17 protein-coding genes are annotated in these 16307 nt (G+C 72.3%); 5 read left to right on the top strand and 12 right to left on the bottom strand.

Annotated features, from left to right (window positions below):
- Positions 1 to 133 precede the first annotated feature (133 nt).
- Both F603_RS0117735 and dut read right to left on the bottom strand, forming a co-directional pair.
- Entirely contained in the window at positions 134 to 913 is a 780-nt protein-coding gene (locus F603_RS0117735) for a DUF3710 domain-containing protein (protein ID WP_019547321.1), read from the bottom strand.
- Between the two features lies 1 nt (position 914).
- Positions 915 to 1424 (bottom strand): dUTP diphosphatase, encoded by a 510-nt coding sequence (gene dut / locus F603_RS0117730; protein ID WP_019547320.1) that lies wholly within the window; start codon positions 1422 to 1424, stop codon positions 915 to 917.
- Positions 1425 to 1549: 125 nt separating this feature from the next.
- On the opposite strand from dut, the gene F603_RS0117725 reads away from it, so the two are divergent.
- Positions 1550 to 2023, top strand: a complete 474-nt coding sequence (locus F603_RS0117725) for a DUF3093 domain-containing protein (protein ID WP_019547319.1) — start codon at positions 1550 to 1552, stop codon at positions 2021 to 2023.
- Between the two features lie 6 nt (positions 2024 to 2029).
- Here the strand turns inward: F603_RS0117725 and F603_RS32315 are convergent, their stop codons facing one another.
- The 4 genes from F603_RS32315 to F603_RS0117705 form a co-directional block, all read right to left on the bottom strand.
- Positions 2030 to 2575, bottom strand: a complete 546-nt coding sequence (locus F603_RS32315; protein WP_019547318.1) for a hypothetical protein — start codon at positions 2573 to 2575, stop codon at positions 2030 to 2032.
- 256 nt (positions 2576 to 2831) lie between these two features.
- On the bottom strand, positions 2832 to 3131 hold the full coding sequence (locus tag F603_RS0117715; RefSeq protein WP_016910133.1) for a DUF4193 domain-containing protein: 300 nt from the start codon (positions 3129 to 3131) through the stop codon (positions 2832 to 2834).
- A 584-nt stretch (positions 3132 to 3715) separates the two neighbouring features.
- Positions 3716 to 4957 (bottom strand): sensor histidine kinase, encoded by a 1242-nt coding sequence (locus F603_RS0117710; protein WP_019547317.1) that lies wholly within the window; start codon positions 4955 to 4957, stop codon positions 3716 to 3718.
- 4 nt (positions 4958 to 4961) lie between these two features.
- A complete protein-coding gene (locus tag F603_RS0117705; RefSeq protein ID WP_016910131.1) occupies positions 4962 to 5615 on the bottom strand; it encodes a response regulator transcription factor in 654 nt (217 codons plus the stop codon).
- A gap of 426 nt (positions 5616 to 6041) precedes the next feature.
- On the opposite strand from F603_RS0117705, the gene F603_RS35390 reads away from it, so the two are divergent.
- Complete coding sequence (locus tag F603_RS35390; RefSeq protein WP_016910130.1) at positions 6042 to 6215, top strand: hypothetical protein; 174 nt, start codon at positions 6042 to 6044, stop codon at positions 6213 to 6215.
- 62 nt (positions 6216 to 6277) lie between these two features.
- On the opposite strand, the gene F603_RS0117695 is transcribed toward F603_RS35390, so the two are convergent.
- Together F603_RS0117695 and F603_RS0117690 are read right to left on the bottom strand one after the other, a co-directional pair.
- Positions 6278 to 7117 (bottom strand): inositol monophosphatase family protein, encoded by an 840-nt coding sequence (locus F603_RS0117695; RefSeq protein WP_051096257.1) that lies wholly within the window; start codon positions 7115 to 7117, stop codon positions 6278 to 6280.
- A 5-nt stretch (positions 7118 to 7122) separates the two neighbouring features.
- Positions 7123 to 8280 carry a ferrochelatase gene (locus F603_RS0117690; protein WP_019547315.1) on the bottom strand — a complete coding sequence of 386 codons (1158 nt, stop codon included), beginning with the start codon at positions 8278 to 8280 and terminating at the stop codon, positions 7123 to 7125.
- Between the two features lie 317 nt (positions 8281 to 8597).
- Here F603_RS0117690 and F603_RS0117685 point away from each other — a divergent pair, with 317 nt between their 5' ends.
- Positions 8598 to 9926 carry a D-arabinono-1,4-lactone oxidase gene (locus F603_RS0117685; protein WP_019547314.1) on the top strand — a complete coding sequence of 443 codons (1329 nt, stop codon included), beginning with the start codon at positions 8598 to 8600 and terminating at the stop codon, positions 9924 to 9926.
- Between the two features lie 65 nt (positions 9927 to 9991).
- On the opposite strand, the gene F603_RS0117680 is transcribed toward F603_RS0117685, so the two are convergent.
- Positions 9992 to 11101: an ICP22 family protein gene (locus tag F603_RS0117680; RefSeq protein ID WP_019547313.1), complete on the bottom strand. Its 1110-nt coding sequence runs from the start codon at positions 11099 to 11101 to the stop codon at positions 9992 to 9994.
- Between the two features lie 447 nt (positions 11102 to 11548).
- Between F603_RS0117680 and sepH the strand changes: the two genes are divergently transcribed.
- Positions 11549 to 12625 (top strand): septation protein SepH, encoded by a 1077-nt coding sequence (sepH, locus tag F603_RS0117675; protein ID WP_019547312.1) that lies wholly within the window; start codon positions 11549 to 11551, stop codon positions 12623 to 12625.
- Between the two features lie 98 nt (positions 12626 to 12723).
- Here the strand turns inward: sepH and F603_RS0117670 are convergent, their stop codons facing one another.
- The gene (locus tag F603_RS0117670) at positions 12724 to 13572 is read right to left on the bottom strand and encodes a sulfurtransferase (RefSeq protein WP_026328506.1); all 849 of its coding nucleotides are present in this window, start codon (positions 13570 to 13572) and stop codon (positions 12724 to 12726) included.
- 134 nt (positions 13573 to 13706) lie between these two features.
- Here F603_RS0117670 and F603_RS0117665 point away from each other — a divergent pair, with 134 nt between their 5' ends.
- On the top strand, positions 13707 to 14495 hold the full coding sequence (locus tag F603_RS0117665) for a VOC family protein (RefSeq protein ID WP_019547310.1): 789 nt from the start codon (positions 13707 to 13709) through the stop codon (positions 14493 to 14495).
- Positions 14496 to 14502: 7 nt separating this feature from the next.
- Here the strand turns inward: F603_RS0117665 and F603_RS0117660 are convergent, their stop codons facing one another.
- Positions 14503 to 15690 (bottom strand): alkaline phosphatase family protein, encoded by a 1188-nt coding sequence (locus tag F603_RS0117660; protein ID WP_019547309.1) that lies wholly within the window; start codon positions 15688 to 15690, stop codon positions 14503 to 14505.
- Positions 15687 to 16274 carry a DUF5998 family protein gene (locus tag F603_RS0117655; RefSeq protein WP_019547308.1) on the bottom strand — a complete coding sequence of 196 codons (588 nt, stop codon included), beginning with the start codon at positions 16272 to 16274 and terminating at the stop codon, positions 15687 to 15689. The genes F603_RS0117660 and F603_RS0117655 overlap by 4 nt, the downstream gene beginning before the upstream one ends.
- Positions 16275 to 16307 lie beyond the last annotated feature (33 nt).

Raw genomic sequence — 16307 nt, 5'->3', positions numbered from 1 at the left:
ACCCGGGGCGAGTTGACGCAAACACCGCTGCCACGTCCGAGCGACGGAGCACCCCGGAAGGTGAAGCCGACAGGCAAGGGCCCGGAGGGATCGCCCTCCGGGCCCTTGCGTCGTGCGGAAGGTCCGCAGCGGCTCAGCGCACCTCGGTGATCTCCGGGCCGCGCTGGAGCTTGTCGAGGCCGCCCGCGAACCGGGAGCCCTCCTCGACGGTCTCCTGCTGCACGCCCTCGGGGACCATCTGCGCGTCGTCCGGCAGCTTCAGGGTGATCGGATCGCGAGGCGCCATCGGCTGGTCGCCGCGGACGACCACGGTGTCCCGGAAGATCTGCTCCAGCAGGCCCGCGGCCTCCGGCTGCACGGCGCCCTGCCCGGAGATCACACCCCGCAGGAACCAGCGCTTGCCGTCGACGCCGACGAAGCGCACGACCTGCACGCCGTTCTTGCCGTCCGGCAACTGAACCGGAACCTGGGCCCTCAACTCCCAGCCGAGCGCCCCCTCGACCTCGTCCACGACGCCGCCCTGCTTGGTGATGCCCGAGCCGATCTCCTCGCGCACCTCGTCCCAGAGGCCCTCGCGCTTCGGGGCCGCGAACGCCTGCAACTGCACGGCACTGTCCTGGAGCACGATCGTCGCCGCGACGATCGCGTCGCCCGCGACCTCGACACGGAGCTCCATGCCCTCGACACCGGGGACGTAGATGCCGCCGAGGTTGACCCGGCCCGTCTCGGGGTCCGTCACCTCGTCGAGGTCCCAGGGGCCGTCGGGGCGGGGCGCCGGCGGCAGCTTGACGCGGGCGGCCGAGGTCTCGTCGGCAGCGTCGCCCGCGGACTCGTCCTCGGCGTCCTGTTCCGTCTCGAACTCGTCCGAGGCGCCCTCAGGCTTTTCGCTCTTCTTGCGACGACGTCCGAACACGTCACTGTCCTCTCAGGTCTGTGTGCCGTTCGGCACCGACCGCAACGTAACCACTCTGCTGTGCGGTATGGCCCCCCGTGGAGCCGAATCCGCCTTCGGCGCGGGCCGACCCCGGCAACTCGGCCACCTCGTGGAAGCGCACCTTCTCCACGCGCTGGACCACGAGTTGGGCGATCCGGTCGAACCGTTCGAAGCGGACGCTCTCGTGCGGATCGAGGTTCGCCACAATCACCTTGATCTCCCCACGGTACCCGGCATCGACGGTCCCCGGAGCGTTCAGCAGCGAGACGCCGCAACGGGCGGCGAGCCCGGACCGGGGGTGCACGAAGGCGGCATACCCGTCCGGCAGCGCGATCGACACCCCTGTGGGAAGCAGTCTCCGTTCCCCGGGGGCGAGTTCGGCACGCTCCGTGGTCACGAGGTCGCATCCCGCATCACCGGGATGTGCGTACGACGGGACGGGCACCTCGGGATCGAGGCGCCGCAGCAGGATGTCGACGGGTGTGCTCACCTGTGCACCTCCGAGGCGGAGCGAACCGCGAGACCGGTGCGGGGGTTGGTTGGTTGGGCAGCACTCACGGGTGCAGACCTTACCGCCGTCCGCGGTGCGCGGGCGCGCGTGCAAAGCTGGGAACCATGGATGAACCGACGCCGACGACGTTCGACGAACGCCTCACCGCCCCGCGCTCCTGGTGGCTGATCGCCGCCGCGCTGGGTTTTGGAGCCGCCATGGCGATGCTGCCGTTGGGCACGCTCGCCGCCCTCGGCGGCTTCGTCGTCGGCGGGGCGCTCGCCGCGATCGCCGTCAGCGCGTACGGCTCGGTGCGGGTGCGGATCGTCGGCGGGGCGCTCGTCGCGGGCGAGGCGCGCATCCCCGTCTCCGCGCTCGGCGATGCGGAAGCGCTCGACGCGGAGGAGGCGCGGGCGTGGCGGACCCACCGGGCCGACACCAGGGCGCACATGCTGCTGCGCGCCTACATCCCCACGGCGGTCCGCGTGAAGGTCACCGACCCCGAGGACCCGACGCCTTACCTCTTCGTATCGACCCGTCACCCGCAGGAGTTGACCGACGCACTCGCCACCGCGCGGGACTCGGCACAGGCGGGCTGACGGCCGTCAGCGACCGCCGTCGCGCAGGTCCCCGCGAACGCGCCCGGCGAGCCGCGCCGTCTCCCTGCGGTTGAACGCGGCGCCGAGCGCCGCCCCCGCCAGCATCGGCGCCAGGTTGGGCAGGTTGCGGAGCGTGCGCCGAGCGATCTCCTTGCGCAGCCGGCTCCGCAGACCGCTGCTGAGCCCCCCGCTCGCCGCGGAGAGCGTGCCGGGTCTGAACGGGTCGATCCCGCGCTGCTCCGTCCACGCCACCAGGTAGACGCGGGCGCGCTGCGCCGGGTTGCCGAGCGCGGGGCGCCCGTAGATCTCGTGGAGCTCGGCGACGAGCTTCAACTCGACGGAGGCGACCCCCGCCAGCTCCGCGGCGAGCTCGGCCGGCATGGCGGGCGGCACGGGCAGCATCGCGGCCGCACCGACGCCGGCGCCCACTGCAGCCGAGCCCTTGACGGCACCCGAGACGAGCCGATCGGCGATCTCCTCGGTCCCGAGGCCGGGGAACTGCGCACGGAGCGTCTCGGCGTCCCTGACGGGGATGCGCGGAGCGGTATCCATGATCCGGTCCGCGACGGCCCCCGAGAACGCTGCGATTCGCCCGCGCCAGGCGGGGGTTGGGGCGCCCGCCGCGCCCTCGTGGGCGGCTGCGGAGGCGCGGCGGCGCCTGTTCGCAAGGCCGCGGCGACGCCGCGGGCCGCCCGCACATGGTGCGAGCGAGGCCGCTGCGTCGGGGCCTCGCTCGTCCTCGCTACGTGCGTCGTGCTCTTCCCCGTCGCCTCCTTGCGCCGACGGGTCCCCCCTCGACGGCATCGGATCAGGCCGCGCAGTCGCGGCAGATCGGCTGGCCGTTCTTCTCCGCGGCAAGCTGCGAGCGGTGGTGCACGAGGAAGCAGCTCATGCACGTGAACTCGTCGGCCTGGCGCGGCAGCACGCGGACGGACAGCTCCTCGTTGGAGAGGTCGGCGCCCGGCAGCTCGAGTCCTTCGGCCTGCTCGAACTCGTCCACATCCACGTTGGAGGCGGACTTGTCGTTTCGCCGGGCCTTCAGCTCCTCGAGGCTGTCCTCGTTGACGTCGTCATCGGTCTTGCGTGGAGTGTCGTAATCCGTTGCCATCTCGCTCTCCCCCTCTGGGTATCTGCGGTGTCTCAGCGCACGTAACGCATGAGAGGCCGGACTTGTGCCCGACCTGAGGCGGAGATTTTGCCTCACATCAAGGTCTGTTACTCAATCGACACCCAACCGCACCCCTGAAGAGGTGATCGCGCCGGATGCCGAGGAGGACCATAGACGGTCCCGGCTAGCGCTTCGCGCACGCCATCCCCGGTACTGCCACGTTCTCCGCCTGCGGAAACCTGGATTTTCCGGGATTTCTTCCCGCTCATCGGCCACAGTGCGTGGACTCGGGAGAAATCGTTGTGCGATCCCTCACACCACCTTCCACGCCCTCGGAAACGATCTTCCGTCGCGCCGATTCCGCGGTTGGCGAACTCCCTTACCCCGTAGGAATACCACGTGCTGTCACCCCTCCCGCACTCTCCGCGTCCGAACCCAACTACCCTGTTCCGCATTCCGGTTACGGCCACGGCCGACCGGTCAGGGAAGCCCCCGGCCGCCACGGGCCGCATCCGACCGGAAACAGACCGAAAACCGACCGGATTTCACGCCCGGCCTGGCACCGTCCGACGCCGTCGACAGACTCAGACGGGCAGCGCGACCCTCAACCTCAGCCCCCCTTCCTCCCGCGGCTCGGCGGTCACCACGCCCCCGTGCGCCCGCGCCACGGATCGCACGATCGACAGACCGAGCCCGACGCCCCTGTCACTCCCCGTCCGCTCCGAACGGAGGCGCCTGAACGGCTCGAAGAGGTTGTCGACTTCGTACGCGGGCACGGCCGGTCCTGTGTTCTCCACGACGAGCACCGCCTGCCCCGGCAGGACCTCGGTGTCCACCGAAACCCAGCCGTCCGCGGGGAGGTTGTACCGCACGGCGTTCTGCACGAGGTTCAACGCGACACGCTCCAGCAGCACTCCGTTCCCCTGCACGTACGCGGGGTGACGAACGCCACGCAGCTCGACGCCTGCCGCCTCCGCCTCACCGCGCGCCTGCTCCACGGCCTGCCCCGCGACCTCGGCGAGATCGACCGGCTTGCGGTCGACGATCTCGTTCTCGCTCCGCGCGAGCAGCAGAAGCCCCTCGACAAGTTGCTCGCTGCGCTCATTGGTGGCGAGGAGCGTCTTGCCCAACTGGTGCAGTTCGGGCGAGGACTCGGGGTCGGCGAGCTGGACCTCCAGAAGCGTGCGGTTGATCGCCAGCGGGGTGCGCAGCTCGTGCGAGGCGTTGGCGACGAACCTGCGCTGCGCCTCGAAGGCGCGGTCGAGGCGGTCGAGCATGTCGTCGAAGGTGTCGGAGAGCTCCTTCAACTCGTCGTCGGGGCCCTCCAGTTCGATCCGCTTGTGCAGGTCCGAGCCGGCGACCTGCCGCGCGGTCCGCGTGATCCGCCCGAGCGGCGAGAGAACGCGTCCCGCCATGACGTACCCGAAGGCGAACGCGGCGACGGCGAGGCCGACCAGCGCCATGAGCGAGCGCTGGAGGAGCTGGTCGAGCGCGAGGCGCCGCTGCTCGTCCGTGCACTCGGCGAGGCGCTGCATGAAGACGTCGCTCGTGAGCCGGCCGTCGGCGAGCCCGGGACAGTTGTCCGAGGTGAGCTGTGCGCTGCCGTCGAGGAGGCGGAAGGGAAGCTGACTGCCGTCCCGCAGCGCCTGCGCGGCGAGCAGGTAGATGATCGTGAGCAGCAGCATCCCGGCGATGAGGAACATGCCGCCGTAGAGCAGCGTCAGCCTTATCCGGATCGTCGGGCGCAGCCACGGCGGGGACTTGGGCGGCGAGGGCGGGTCCCAGGTGGGCTTCGGCGGCGCGGACGGCGGCGGTGCGGCGCTCACGGGATCAGATCCGGTAGCCGGCGCCGGGCACCGTGACGATCACGGGAGGCTCACCGAGCTTCCGGCGCAGGGTCATCACGGTGACGCGGACGACGTTGGTGAAGGGGTCTGTGTTCTCGTCCCACGCCTTCTCCAGGAGCTGCTCGGCCGAGACGACCGTGCCCTCGCTCCGCAGCAGGACCTCCAGGACGGCGAACTCCTTCGGCGCGAGCTGCACCGGCTCGCCGTCCCTGTGGACCTCGCGCCTGTTGGGGTCGAGCGTGATGCCGGCGCGCTCCAGGACCGGCGGGAGCGCCGCCGTCGTCCGACGGCCCAGCGCGCGTACGCGCGCGGTGAGTTCGGAGAAGGCGAAGGGCTTGGGGAGGTAGTCGTCGGCGCCGAGTTCCAGGCCCTCCACGCGGTCGCTGACGTCGCCTGAGGCGGTGAGCATCAGGACCCTCGTCGGCAGGCCGAGATCGACGATGCGGCGGCAGACGTCGTCCCCGTGGACCACGGGGAGGTCCCGGTCTAGCACGACCACGTCGTAGTCGTTGACGTCGATGCGCTCCTCGGCCGCGGCCCCGTCGTAGACCACGTCGACGGCCATCGCCTCGCGGCGCAGGCCGGTGGCGACGGCGTCCGCGAGGAGTTGCTCGTCCTCCACGACGAGTACGCGCACGGCGCTTTCCTTCCGTTCGTGCTCTGCTCCCCCGCCCCGGGCACCACGTGCGCCGCCGCACACCGGGCGGGCGGGATGTGCGGGGACCGGCTCTCCGGCGCGCGGTGAGGGCGCAGGCGAGGAGCACGGGTACCGACCCCACCATCGTGCCTGAACGCCGGTAAACCAGCGGTAAGACCACCCGGGGCCCCGGCGCACGGCAGGCGCACGGAAGCACGCGGGCGCACTACTAGCCGATTTTTCGGTGTCGTTGAGGTTTCCACCGGGAAGCGCCTGGGGAGTACCAGAGAACACCCACGATCACCCCCCGTGCGCGGCAAGCCACCCCGAGCTGCTGACGCTCCCCGAAGGTCACGGTGATCGGAGTGAGCACACCAAGCCTCGGCACATCCCCGTGCCGCCGACCCATGACGAGGGGGCGCACTCATGGACGCGTTCACCGCAGGACTCCTGCAACGTATAAGGAGCACCGAGACCGACCTGCGCCACGCCCGCGAAACGGGGGACGAGTTCCTCGTGGACGTCGAACAGGAGGAGCTGGAGGACCTCCAGCGCCTCGCCGCCGAGCACGGAGTCGAGCTCGGCCCCGTCCACAACTAGCACTCCGGCATCCGCACGGGGATCGGCCGGCCTCCTCCCGGAGGCCGGCCGATCTGTGCGTACTAGTCGTGCCAGGCGCCGAGTTCGTCCAGCAGCGGCTGGAGCGCGTCGAAGACGCCGGGCGAGCCCGCGACCAGCAGGTCGTTGCCGGGGGGCGCACCGGGGCGGCCTCCGGTGCGTGCGCCCGCCTCGCGCGCGATCAGGTCGCCCGCTGCGAAGTCCCAGGCGTACAGGCCCCGTTCGTAGAAGCCGTCGAGGCGGCCCGCGGCGACGTCGCAGAGGTCGATCGCCGCCGAGCCGGAGCGGCGGATGTCCCGCAGCAGCGGCAGGACCTGCGCGGCGAGCGCGGCCTGCCTCGCACGGCGCTGCTGTACGTAGTTGAACCCGGTGCCCACGAGCGCCTGGTCGAGCGGAGGCGCCGCCCGGCAGGCGAGCCGGCGGCCCCGAAGGAAGGCGCCCTCGCCGCGCACCGCGTGGAACGTCTCCTCGCGCAGCGGCGCGTAGACCACGCCCACCACGGCCTCCCCGTGGTACTCGGCGGCGATCGACACGGCCCAACCCGGCAGGCCGTAGAGGTAGTTGACGGTGCCGTCGAGCGGGTCCAGGACCCAGCGCACGCCCGAGGTGCCGGTGCTCTCGGAGCCCTCCTCGCCGAGGAAGCCGTCGTCGGGGCGGCGTTCGCCGAGGAAGCTCGTGATGAGCTTCTCCGAGGCGAGGTCCATCTCCGTGACGACGTCGATCGGGCTCGACTTCGTCGCGGCCACCCCGAGGTCCGCCGGTCTGCCGTCGCGCAGCAGGGTGCCGGCGCGCTCGGCCGCCGCCAGGGCGAGTTCGAGCAGCTCGGTCCTGAGCCGCTCGTCCGGTACGGGTGCTTCGGTCACTTCGCTCCTTCGTGCTGGCATACGGCTCAGGAGTACGGACTGTCCGCGCCCGCGGCCGCCGGCTTGGGGGTACGCGCGGGGCAGCAGCCGACGGGGCAGACGTCGTGGCTGGGGCCGAGAGCGCCGAGTGCGCAGCGCTCCGGGCTGCCGCCGCGCTCCGTCGCTGCGCGCTCCTCGACGAGATCGCGCACGGCCGCCGCGAAGCGGGGGTCGGCGCCGACCGTCGCCGATCGGGCGACGGGCAGCCCGAGTTCGGCTGCCTTCGCGGTCGCCTCGGTGTCGAGGTCGTACTTGACCTCCATGTGGTCCGAGACGAACCCCACGGGCACCATGACGGCCGCCGCCGCGCCGGACGCCTTCAGCTCCTCCAGGTGGTCGCAGATGTCCGGTTCGAGCCACGGAACCGAGGGCGACCCGCTCCGCGACTGGTAGACGAGGTTCCAGGGGTGTTCGACGCCCGTCCGCTCCCGCACCGCGTCCACGATCACCCGTGCCACGTCGAGGTGTTCGGCGACGTAAGCGCCGCCGGAACCGTGCGCGGCCGGCGGACCCGAGGTGTCGGCTGCGGCGTCCGGGATCGAGTGCGTGGTGAACGCCAGGTGCGCGGTCTCGCGCACCCCGTCGGGGAGCTGTTCCAGGGCCGCGAGCACGCCGTCGGTGACGGGCTCGACGAACCCCGGGTGGTTGAAGTAGTGCCGCAGTTTGTCGATGTGCGGCAGCGGGTGCCCCTCCTCCTCCAGGACGGCGAGGGCGGCGGCGAGGTCCTCGCGGTACTGGCGGCAGCCCGAGTAGGACGCGTAGGCGCTCGTCGCGAAGGTGAGGACGCGGCGGTAGCCGGCCTTGGAGAGTTCGCGGAGCGTGTCCGTGAGGTACGGCGCCCAGTTGCGGTTGCCCCAGAAGACGGGCAGGTCGAGGCCGTGCTCGACGAAGTCGCTGCGGAGGGCGTCGAGGAGCCTGCGGTTCTGCTCGTTGATGGGGCTGACGCCGCCGAAGAGGTAGTAGTGGGCGCCGACCTCCTCCAGCCGCTCCCTCGGGATACCGCGCCCGCGAGTGACGTTCTCCAGGAACGGGACGACGTCGTCGGGGCCTTCGGGACCGCCGAAGGAGAGAAGGAGAAGGGCGTCGTACGGAGCGGCGGAGCCGTCCCCGGAGGGCGCGGTGTCGAGGGGCAGCGGATCGGACATAGCTCCGATCCTGCCATCCGGCGCACGCGGGCCGCGCCCAGGGCCCGCGGGCGTACGCGGGCTCTTTGCGGCGCGGACGCACGAAGGCCGGAGGTCCCGCACGAAGGGGCCGCCCGGACGGGTGGCCGACGCCACGACCATGAGTATGATCCTCCCCCAACTGACGGGGAGCACACCGCTCTTGGCCGCAGGGCCGGGCCCGTCCCGGCGCGCACCCTCGGTTCGTCGCCGGACCGTCGCGGTCGAGGCGCGGTGCGCGCCCTGAGCCTCGCCGACCGGGCATCCGGCCGGCACCGCGGCGAGAGGGGACGGATCACATGGGCGCGCAGGCGACGAGCGACCGCACGGCGCGGGCGGGGTGGCACAACTGGGCCGGAACGGTCACCGCCTCCCCTGCGCGGACGGCTGCGCCCGCCTCGACGGACGAGGTCGCCGACGCGGTACGGCGGGCCGCGGCGGACGGGCTGCGCGTGAAGGCCGTCGGTACGGGCCACTCGTTCACGGCGGCCGCGAAGACCGAGGGCCTGATGCTCAGGCCCGGCCGGCTCACGGGCATCCGCCGCGTCGACCGCGAGGAGGGTACGGTCACGGTCGCGGCGGGCACACCGCTCAAGCAGCTCAACCGCGAACTCGCCGAACTCGGCCTCTCGCTCACCAACATGGGCGACATCATGGAGCAGACGGTCTCGGGCGCGGTGAGCACCGGCACCCACGGCACGGGCCGCGACTCCGCAGCGATCGCCGCGCAGATCGTCGGCCTGGAGCTGGTCACCGCCGAAGGCGCCGTGCTGCGCTGCTCGCGGACCGAGAACCCCGAGGTCTTCGCCGCGGCCCGCGTCGGGCTCGGCGCGCTCGGCGTCGTCACCGAGCTCACCTTTGCCGTCGAGCCGGAGTTCCTGCTCACCGCGCGCGAGGAGCCGATGCCGTTCGCGCGGGTCACCGAGGAGTTCGACCAACTCGTCGCCACCAACGAGCACTTCGAGTTCTACTGGTTCCCGCACACGGACGGGTGCAACACCAAGCGGAACAACCGGAGCCAGGGGCCGGCCAGGCCGCTGCCGCGGGTGCGCGGCTGGATAGACGACGAGTTCCTCTCCAACGGCGTCTTCCAAGCGGTCTGTTCGCTCGGCAAGGCGGCACCCGCGACGGTGCCCGGAATGGCCCGAATATCCAGCCGCGCGCTCTCGGCCCGCAGTTACACCGACATCCCTTACAAAGTCTTCACGAGCCCGCGCCGGGTCCGCTTCGTGGAGATGGAGTACGCGCTCCCGCGGGAGGCGGCGATGGCGGCCCTGCGCGAGGTGCGCGAAGCGGTCGACCGCAGCGACTTCCGCGTCTGCTTCCCCGTCGAGATCCGCACAGCCCCGGTCGACGACATCACGCTCTCCACCGCGAGCGGCCGCGAGACCGCCTACGTCGCGGTGCACATGTACCGCGGCACGCGGTACGAGCCGTACTTCACGACCGTCGAGGCGATCATGACGGCGCACGGCGGGCGCCCGCACTGGGGCAAGCTGCACACCAGGGATGCCGCCTACCTCGCCGAGAACTACCCGCGCTTCGAGGAGTTCCGCTCCCTGCGCGACCGCCTCGACCCCGACCGCCTCTTCGGCAACGCCTACCTCCGCCGCGTCCTCGGCGACTGAACCACCGCACGCGCGAGGGCCGGGCGGCCTCCACCGCCCGGCCCTCGCCGTCCCTTCCGCGCCTGTCACTCCGCGGGGGGCGCCTCCCGCTCGGGCTCGCCGACGGAGGGCTGCTGCTCCTGGTACGTGTCCCGGTCCGACTGCTCGTCGGTGCCCGAACCCGTCTCCGCGGTGTCGCCTCCCTCCGGCTCCTCGGTCTCACCCTGGTCGGTACCCGTCTCGCCGCTGCCGGTTCCGGTCCCGCCGGTCGGGTCGGGCGCGGGGGTGTGCGGGGCGGTGTCTCCCTCGCGGGTCTCCTCGGGGCTCGGGTCGTGCGGGGTGGCTCCGCCGTCGCCGTCCTCGTCCTCGGTCTCGCCCGGCGCCTGTGCGGGCTCGTCCCCGTCGCCCGAGTCCTTCCCGTCGGAGGAGCCGCCGCCCCTGAAGACGTCACTGACCGACGTCCCCTTGCCGCCCGAGACGCTGTGCCCCGAGATCGCCTCGTAGAGCGTGACGCCGCCGATGGCGAGGACGAAGACGAGCACCGCAGGGAGCAGAGTCCGCTTCCAGCCACGCCACTTGGTCCCGTGGACGCTCGACTCGGTGAACTCCTCCGAGGGCTCTTCGGGCGGCTTCCGCCGGTTCGGCGCCTGCGGCACGGCAGCGAACATCCGCGTCGCCTCGGGGTCTTCGCCGGGGCGCAGGACCGTCGTGGCGTCCGGGTCGGCGTGCCTGCGGAGCGCGACGGTCTCGTCGGGGTCAACCCGGTGCACCGCCGTTGCCTCGTCCGTGACAGGGAGCCTCGGCGCCTCGCCCGGACGCAACACCACCGTCTCGTCCGCCTGATGGACCGTGGGGAGCAGCGTGGTCGCCTGCGTGTCGTGCCGCTGCGCGGAGGGGGTCCCCTCCGGCACGGGACGACGCGCCCTCGGCCGCTGCTGGACCGTGACGACCTTGATCTGCTCGCCGGTGCGGCGGAAGAAGTGCTGGAAGAGCGGGCCACCGCTGGTGGCGACGAGACTCATCACGCCGGCGCCGATGAACGTTCCGTAGACGCCGAGTTGGCCGGCCGCGAAGGCCGCGATCACTGCGGCGACGGCGCTGCCCATCACCTGCGCCGGGCTGACGTCGATCCGCTTCGCTTTCTCCTGCTGCTGCTCCTCGTCGCTCGGAGGGTCCGCTGGGTCTCTTCTGTCCATTTACCGCCCCTGTTGGCACACTCTCAACCACTGTGCACGACTAAGGGACTTTCAGGCGAAGGCAATGGTTCCGTTTAAGCGGTTTCTGTGAGGCTCCCCACCCGCTTACCCTGTTCCTCGTCCGAGGTCGTCCGGGATCGGCGAGACTCGGGGTGCCAACTCCCTTGCCGGGGAGCAACTTCGGCGGCGAGGCGGTCCACCCGGGTGGCCCAATGGAGTAGTGTGGCGAGCCCTGGTCTCGGACTGACCGGCGCAGGCTGCACAGGGTGACCATCGGTCACCATGGGTTGCAAGGAGGTAACCGTGCCATAACGGCGGCTTCGGGCACTCGCTCGGTACGTCGGGCAAGTCGGCAAGGTTGTGGCAGGCTGCGCCCGGGCAGGCCACACTCGTCTAGCGGGAGCAGCGACGCACGTGACGTCGGCAGGCACCACCCGGGAGGTTCCCATGCCCGAACTGCGTGTCGTGGCCGTCAGCAACGACGGCACACGGCTGGTGCTGAAAGCTGCCGACAGCACGGAATACACCCTTCCGATCGATGAGCGGCTGCGCGCCGCGGTCCGCAACGACCGTGCGCGGCTCGGCCAGATCGAGATCGAGGTGGAGAGCCACCTCCGCCCGCGGGACATCCAGGCTCGTATACGAGCCGGTGCCTCCGCCGAGGAGGTCGCGTCCATGGCGGGTATCCCGGTCGACCGGGTACGCCGCTTCGAAGGGCCGGTGCTGGCGGAGCGGGCATTCATGGCCGAACGGGCACGGAAGACGCCCGTGCGCCGACCCGGGGAAAACTCGGGACCGCAGCTCGGAGAAGCGGTGAGCGAACGCCTGCTTCTCCGCGGCGCCGACCGGGACACCGTCCACTGGGACTCCTGGCGCAGGGACGACGGCACTTGGGAGGTGCTGCTCGCCTACCGCGTGGCCGCCCAGGCGCACTCCGCGACATGGACCTACGACCCGCCGCGCCGCCTGGTCCAGGCCGTCGACGAGGGGGCACGCTCCCTCATCGGCGAGGCCGACGACACCCCGGAGCCAAGCTTCCCGTTCGTGCCGCGGATCGCACGGCTGCCGCGGGAGCGCGAGAGCGGCCAACTTCGGGACACCGAGCCGGAGTCGGAGGCCCTGCCCGCCGACGACTTCGTCGAGACCGCGGGCGACGGTGAGCGCGACTCGCTGACCAGCCTCCTGGAGGCGGTGCCGAGCTTCCGCGGCGACATGGTCGTCCCCGAGCAGCAGTCCGCTCCCCCGGCTGCGTCGGCGAGTGCGCCACCCGTCGAGACCGAGCAGGAGGAGCCGGAGAGCGCGGAGGCCGAGGAACCGGAGGAGGTCGAGCCGCCGGCACCGGCGGCGAGCGCCGGCTCCGCCTACGCCGACGTCCTGATGCCGCGCTCGGTCGCCGCCCACAGGGACCGCCTCAAGGGAAGCACCGACCGCCAGGCCGAGGCCGACGGCGTACGCCCCGGTCGCCGGGCTGCGGTACCGAGTTGGGACGAGATCGTCTTCGGGACGCGTCGCAAGAAGGAGTGAACGCGGCTCCCGGAGCCGACCCTTCGATGGCTGAATCAGTGCGCCGGGCCCGACCGCGCAGACCTGCTCGACAGGTCCGCGGTCGGGCCCGGCGCGGTTCAGCCGCGCTCGGGTCCGGTTGCCACCGGCCGCGTGGGGTCGGCGGACCACTCGCTCCACGAGCCGGGGTAGAGCCGCGCACCGATCCCCGCGATCCGGAGCGCGAGCACCTCGTGGGCGGCGGAGACGCCGGAGCCGCAGTAGACGCCGACCTCGGCCCCCGGCCGCACCCCGAGCGCCTCGAAGCGTTCCGCGAGCGCCTCGGGCGTGCGAAAGGTTCCGGCGTCCGTGAGGTTCTCCGTGGTCGGCGCCGAGACGGCCCCCGGGATGTGCCCGGCGGCGGGGTCCATCGGCTCGACGTCCCCTCGGTACCGCTCGGCCGCCCTCGCGTCGAGGAGCACTCCGCGCCTGGCGAGGGACGCGGCGCTCGACGGGTCGAGCACGGAGAAGGTGCCGGGGAGGGGGAGGAAGTCGCCCTCGGCAGGCTGCGGTTCCTCCGTCGTGAGGGGCAGGCCGGCCGCGCGCCACGCGGCGAGCCCGCCGTCGAGGACACTGGCCTGCTCGTGCCCCGCCCATCCCAGCAGCCACCAGGCGCGCGCCGCGGCCCAGCCGCCGCCGGGCCCGCCGGCATCGTAGGCGACGACCGGCCGGTCCTGCCGTACGCCTGCGCGGCGCATCGCCTCGCCGAACTGCTCGGCAGAGGGCAGCGGATGACGGCCGGTGCCCTGTTGCTGCGGGCCGGCGAGTTCGGTCTCCAGGTCGACGTAGACGGCGCCGGGCAGGTGGCCTGCGGCGTACTCGGGGCGTCCCGGCGGACCGCCCAGTTGCCAGCGGATGTCGAGGAGCGTCGGCGACTCCCCGGCCTCCAGGTCGCCGGCGAGTTCGGCTGCGGAGATGATGTCTCTCATGCCGCTCATCTTCGCGCACCGGGGCGCGGTCGCAGGGCCGCTCTTCCGTACGGCCGGGTCCCGGCCGATACCGGCAACATCCGCAGGAACCACCGGAGTCGAGTTTGCACAGCACACGTGATGAGGAGCAAAGCATGAGCGAGGCTGCCGACCATCCCACCCCCGCGCCGGGCGCCCCCTGCTGGGTGAGCCTCCCGGTCCGCGGGCTCGCGGCGGCACAGGAGTTCTACGGAGGGCTCTTCGGTTGGGAGTTCGAGTCCGGCCCCGGTGGGCTCGGCCCGTACGTACGTGCCTACGTGAAGGGGGAGCCGGTCGCCGGCATGAGCGAGCGACAGGCCGGCACCGAGCAGCTACGTGTGACGTGGCTGCCGTTCTGGGCGAGCAATGACGCCGACGCCACGTCCGCCGAGGTCCGCGATCACGGCGGCACGGTCGCGGTGGGCCCGGTCGAATGGGAGTCGGAGGGGCGCGTGGTGATCGCCTCGGACACCGCGGGCGCCGCCTTCGGCGTCTGGGAGGGGACGCGGAGATTCGGGTGGCGGGTCGCGGAGGTCGGCGTCACGGGAATCCCCGTCTGGTACGAACTGATCGTCCGGGAGGCGTGGTCGGCAGAGGCGTTCTACCGCCAGGTCTTCGGCCACGAGGCGCTCGCCGAGGAGTCCGCGCCCGACTACCTGACGCTCCGCCTCGAAGGGCAGCCGATCGCGGGAGTCCTCGGCGTGGGCGACCGGCTGCCGCGGGACCGCGGGCCGCACTGGAAGACGTACTTCGCCGTGGAGGACCCGGACGCGGCCGTCAGCACGGCCGTGCGCCTCGGCGGCCGCACGGTCCGGCCTCCGCACGAGTCGCCGTACGGGCGGACGGCGACGCTCGCCGACCCCGAGGGCGCCCACTTCAGCGTGATCAGCCGCCGGCTGCTGTGAGCCTGCCTCAGCCGCGCACCTCAAGGAGCGGAACTAGCTGTTCCGCGGGGGTGGCGGAACCGTGCATGCCCACGAGCGCGGACTCCTTCGGCTCGCGCTCGCTCGCGACGACCGCGCCGACACCGCTCATCACCACCAGGACGTCCCCCAACCGCGGCAGCACCCGCTCCTCGACGTCCGGCCCGAACCAGCCCAGCGCCACGGCCTCCTCGCGGGTGGCGACCCACGCGTCGTCGGCGAGCACCTCGCGCCAGACGGCGTGCACGTCTCCGGCGGCGCCCGGCACCGCGTAGACGTGCCGCATCCGGCCCTCGCCCCCGAGGTGGGCGACGCCCGCGCTCAACTCCCAGTCCTCGTCGAAGTCGTGGCGCGCCTCGGGGGTGCGGGGGACGTCGACCATGCCGTGGTCGGCCGTGACGTACAGGACCGAGCGGGGCGGGAGTTGTTCGGCGAGGCGCTCGGCGAGGCGGTCGACGTACTGGAGCTGGCCGCGCCAGGCGTCCGAGTCGACGCCGTAGCGGTGTCCGTTGCCGTCGAGGTCGGCGTAGTAGGTGTAGACGAGGGAGCGGTCGCCCGCGGCGAGCTGCTCGGCTGCGACGTCCATGCGGTCCTCGCCGGAGAGGCGGCCGAAGAACTGCCCGCCGGAGAGCGCGATCCGGGTGAGCGGCGTCTCCTCGAAGTGCGGCGCCGTCACCTGGCAGGTGGCGACGCCTGCGGCCGCCGCGCGCTGGAAGACCGTCGGGTGGGGCTGCCAGCGGTACGGGTCGGTCCACGGCTGCCAGCGGAGCTGGTTCATCAGCCGGTTCTCCTCCGGGTCGAGGACCGTGTACCCGGGAAGGCCGTGGACGCCGGGCGGGAGGCCGGTGCCGACGGAGGCGAGCGAGGTGGCGGTCGTCGAGGGGAAGCCCGCGGTGAGGGGGGTGCCGGTGGAGCCGAGCGAGGTGTCGAGGAGCGAGGTGAGGAAGGGGGCCTCCGCCGGGTGCCGGCGCAGGAGGTCCCAGCCCATGCCGTCGACGAGGAAGACGCAGACGCGGTCGGCCGGCTCGACGGGCAGGCTTGGCGCAAGACCGGGAACGCCCAGCCCCGCCGCCGCGGTGGGCAGCAGGTCGGCGAGGGAGGCGGTGCCGTACCTCGGGACGGGGACGGTGGCCGGGTCGAGCGGTACCGGGTCGTGGGCGGCGGCGGGGTCGATCACCGGCCGGTGCCTGCGGTGGCTTCGGAGAGCGCCTGCGCGAAGTCGAGCGTCTGCCGGACGGTGTCGGGGCCGTCGCCTGCCTCGCTCACCCGGAGCGAGAGGTCGTCGGCCGTGGAGGAGCCCGTGTAGCCGTGGTCGGCCTCGCAGTTGGGGTCGCCGCAGGTCGCCGGCTCCAGGTCGAGGCGGGAGACGGCGCCCCAGCCGATGGTGAGGACGACCTCGCGCGGCAGGGTGCGAGGGGTGTACGACTCGGGGTTGGCGACGACTCTGGAGAGGACGACCGAGGAGATCCGCTCCAGCTTCACCGACTCGGTCGAGGTGGTGGCGTAGGGCGAGGGCGAGGTGCCGTCGGCGGCCTGCTCGTCGGTGTGGCTGACGAGGAAACGCGTGCCGGTGAGGACGAGCACGGTGACGTGGCGTCGGACCTCGTTGGAATCGAAGGTCGTCTCCTGGTGGACGAGGAACGAGGCAACCGCCTCGCCGCCCACCGCAGCCTCGACTGCCTCGGCTACGAGGGCCGGGTAGTAGCCGCTGCGCTCGATCGCCGCGCGCAGCCCCTGCGTCGTCGTACCGGTCTTCGCCATGTGGGCCATCCTACGGCCCACAGCGGGTGCCGA

This window comes from Streptomyces sulphureus DSM 40104 (genome assembly GCF_000381025.1).
GTDB lineage: Bacteria > Actinomycetota > Actinomycetes > Streptomycetales > Streptomycetaceae > Streptomyces > Streptomyces sulphureus.
Note: the sequence above shows the minus strand (reverse complement) of the source record. Positions and strands in the feature narration are given on the sequence as shown.

Excerpts from the sequence above, each read along its gene's own strand:
- F603_RS0117725 (WP_019547319.1), top strand. The coding sequence starts at position 1,550 with ATGGATGAACCGACGCCGACGACGTTCGACGAACGCCTCACCGCCCCG.
- F603_RS32315 (WP_019547318.1), bottom strand. The coding sequence starts at position 2,575 with ATGGATACCGCTCCGCGCATCCCCGTCAGGGACGCCGAGACGCTCCGT.
- F603_RS0117715 (WP_016910133.1), bottom strand. The coding sequence starts at position 3,131 with ATGGCAACGGATTACGACACTCCACGCAAGACCGATGACGACGTCAAC.
- F603_RS35390 (WP_016910130.1), top strand. The coding sequence starts at position 6,042 with ATGGACGCGTTCACCGCAGGACTCCTGCAACGTATAAGGAGCACCGAG.
- F603_RS0117695 (WP_051096257.1), bottom strand. The coding sequence starts at position 7,117 with ATGCCAGCACGAAGGAGCGAAGTGACCGAAGCACCCGTACCGGACGAG.
- F603_RS0117690 (WP_019547315.1), bottom strand. The coding sequence starts at position 8,280 with ATGTCCGATCCGCTGCCCCTCGACACCGCGCCCTCCGGGGACGGCTCC.
- F603_RS0117685 (WP_019547314.1), top strand. The coding sequence starts at position 8,598 with ATGGGCGCGCAGGCGACGAGCGACCGCACGGCGCGGGCGGGGTGGCAC.
- F603_RS0117680 (WP_019547313.1), bottom strand. The coding sequence starts at position 11,101 with ATGGACAGAAGAGACCCAGCGGACCCTCCGAGCGACGAGGAGCAGCAG.
- sepH (WP_019547312.1), top strand. The coding sequence starts at position 11,549 with ATGCCCGAACTGCGTGTCGTGGCCGTCAGCAACGACGGCACACGGCTG.
- F603_RS0117670 (WP_026328506.1), bottom strand. The coding sequence starts at position 13,572 with ATGAGAGACATCATCTCCGCAGCCGAACTCGCCGGCGACCTGGAGGCC.
- F603_RS0117665 (WP_019547310.1), top strand. The coding sequence starts at position 13,707 with ATGAGCGAGGCTGCCGACCATCCCACCCCCGCGCCGGGCGCCCCCTGC.
- F603_RS0117655 (WP_019547308.1), bottom strand. The coding sequence starts at position 16,274 with ATGGCGAAGACCGGTACGACGACGCAGGGGCTGCGCGCGGCGATCGAG.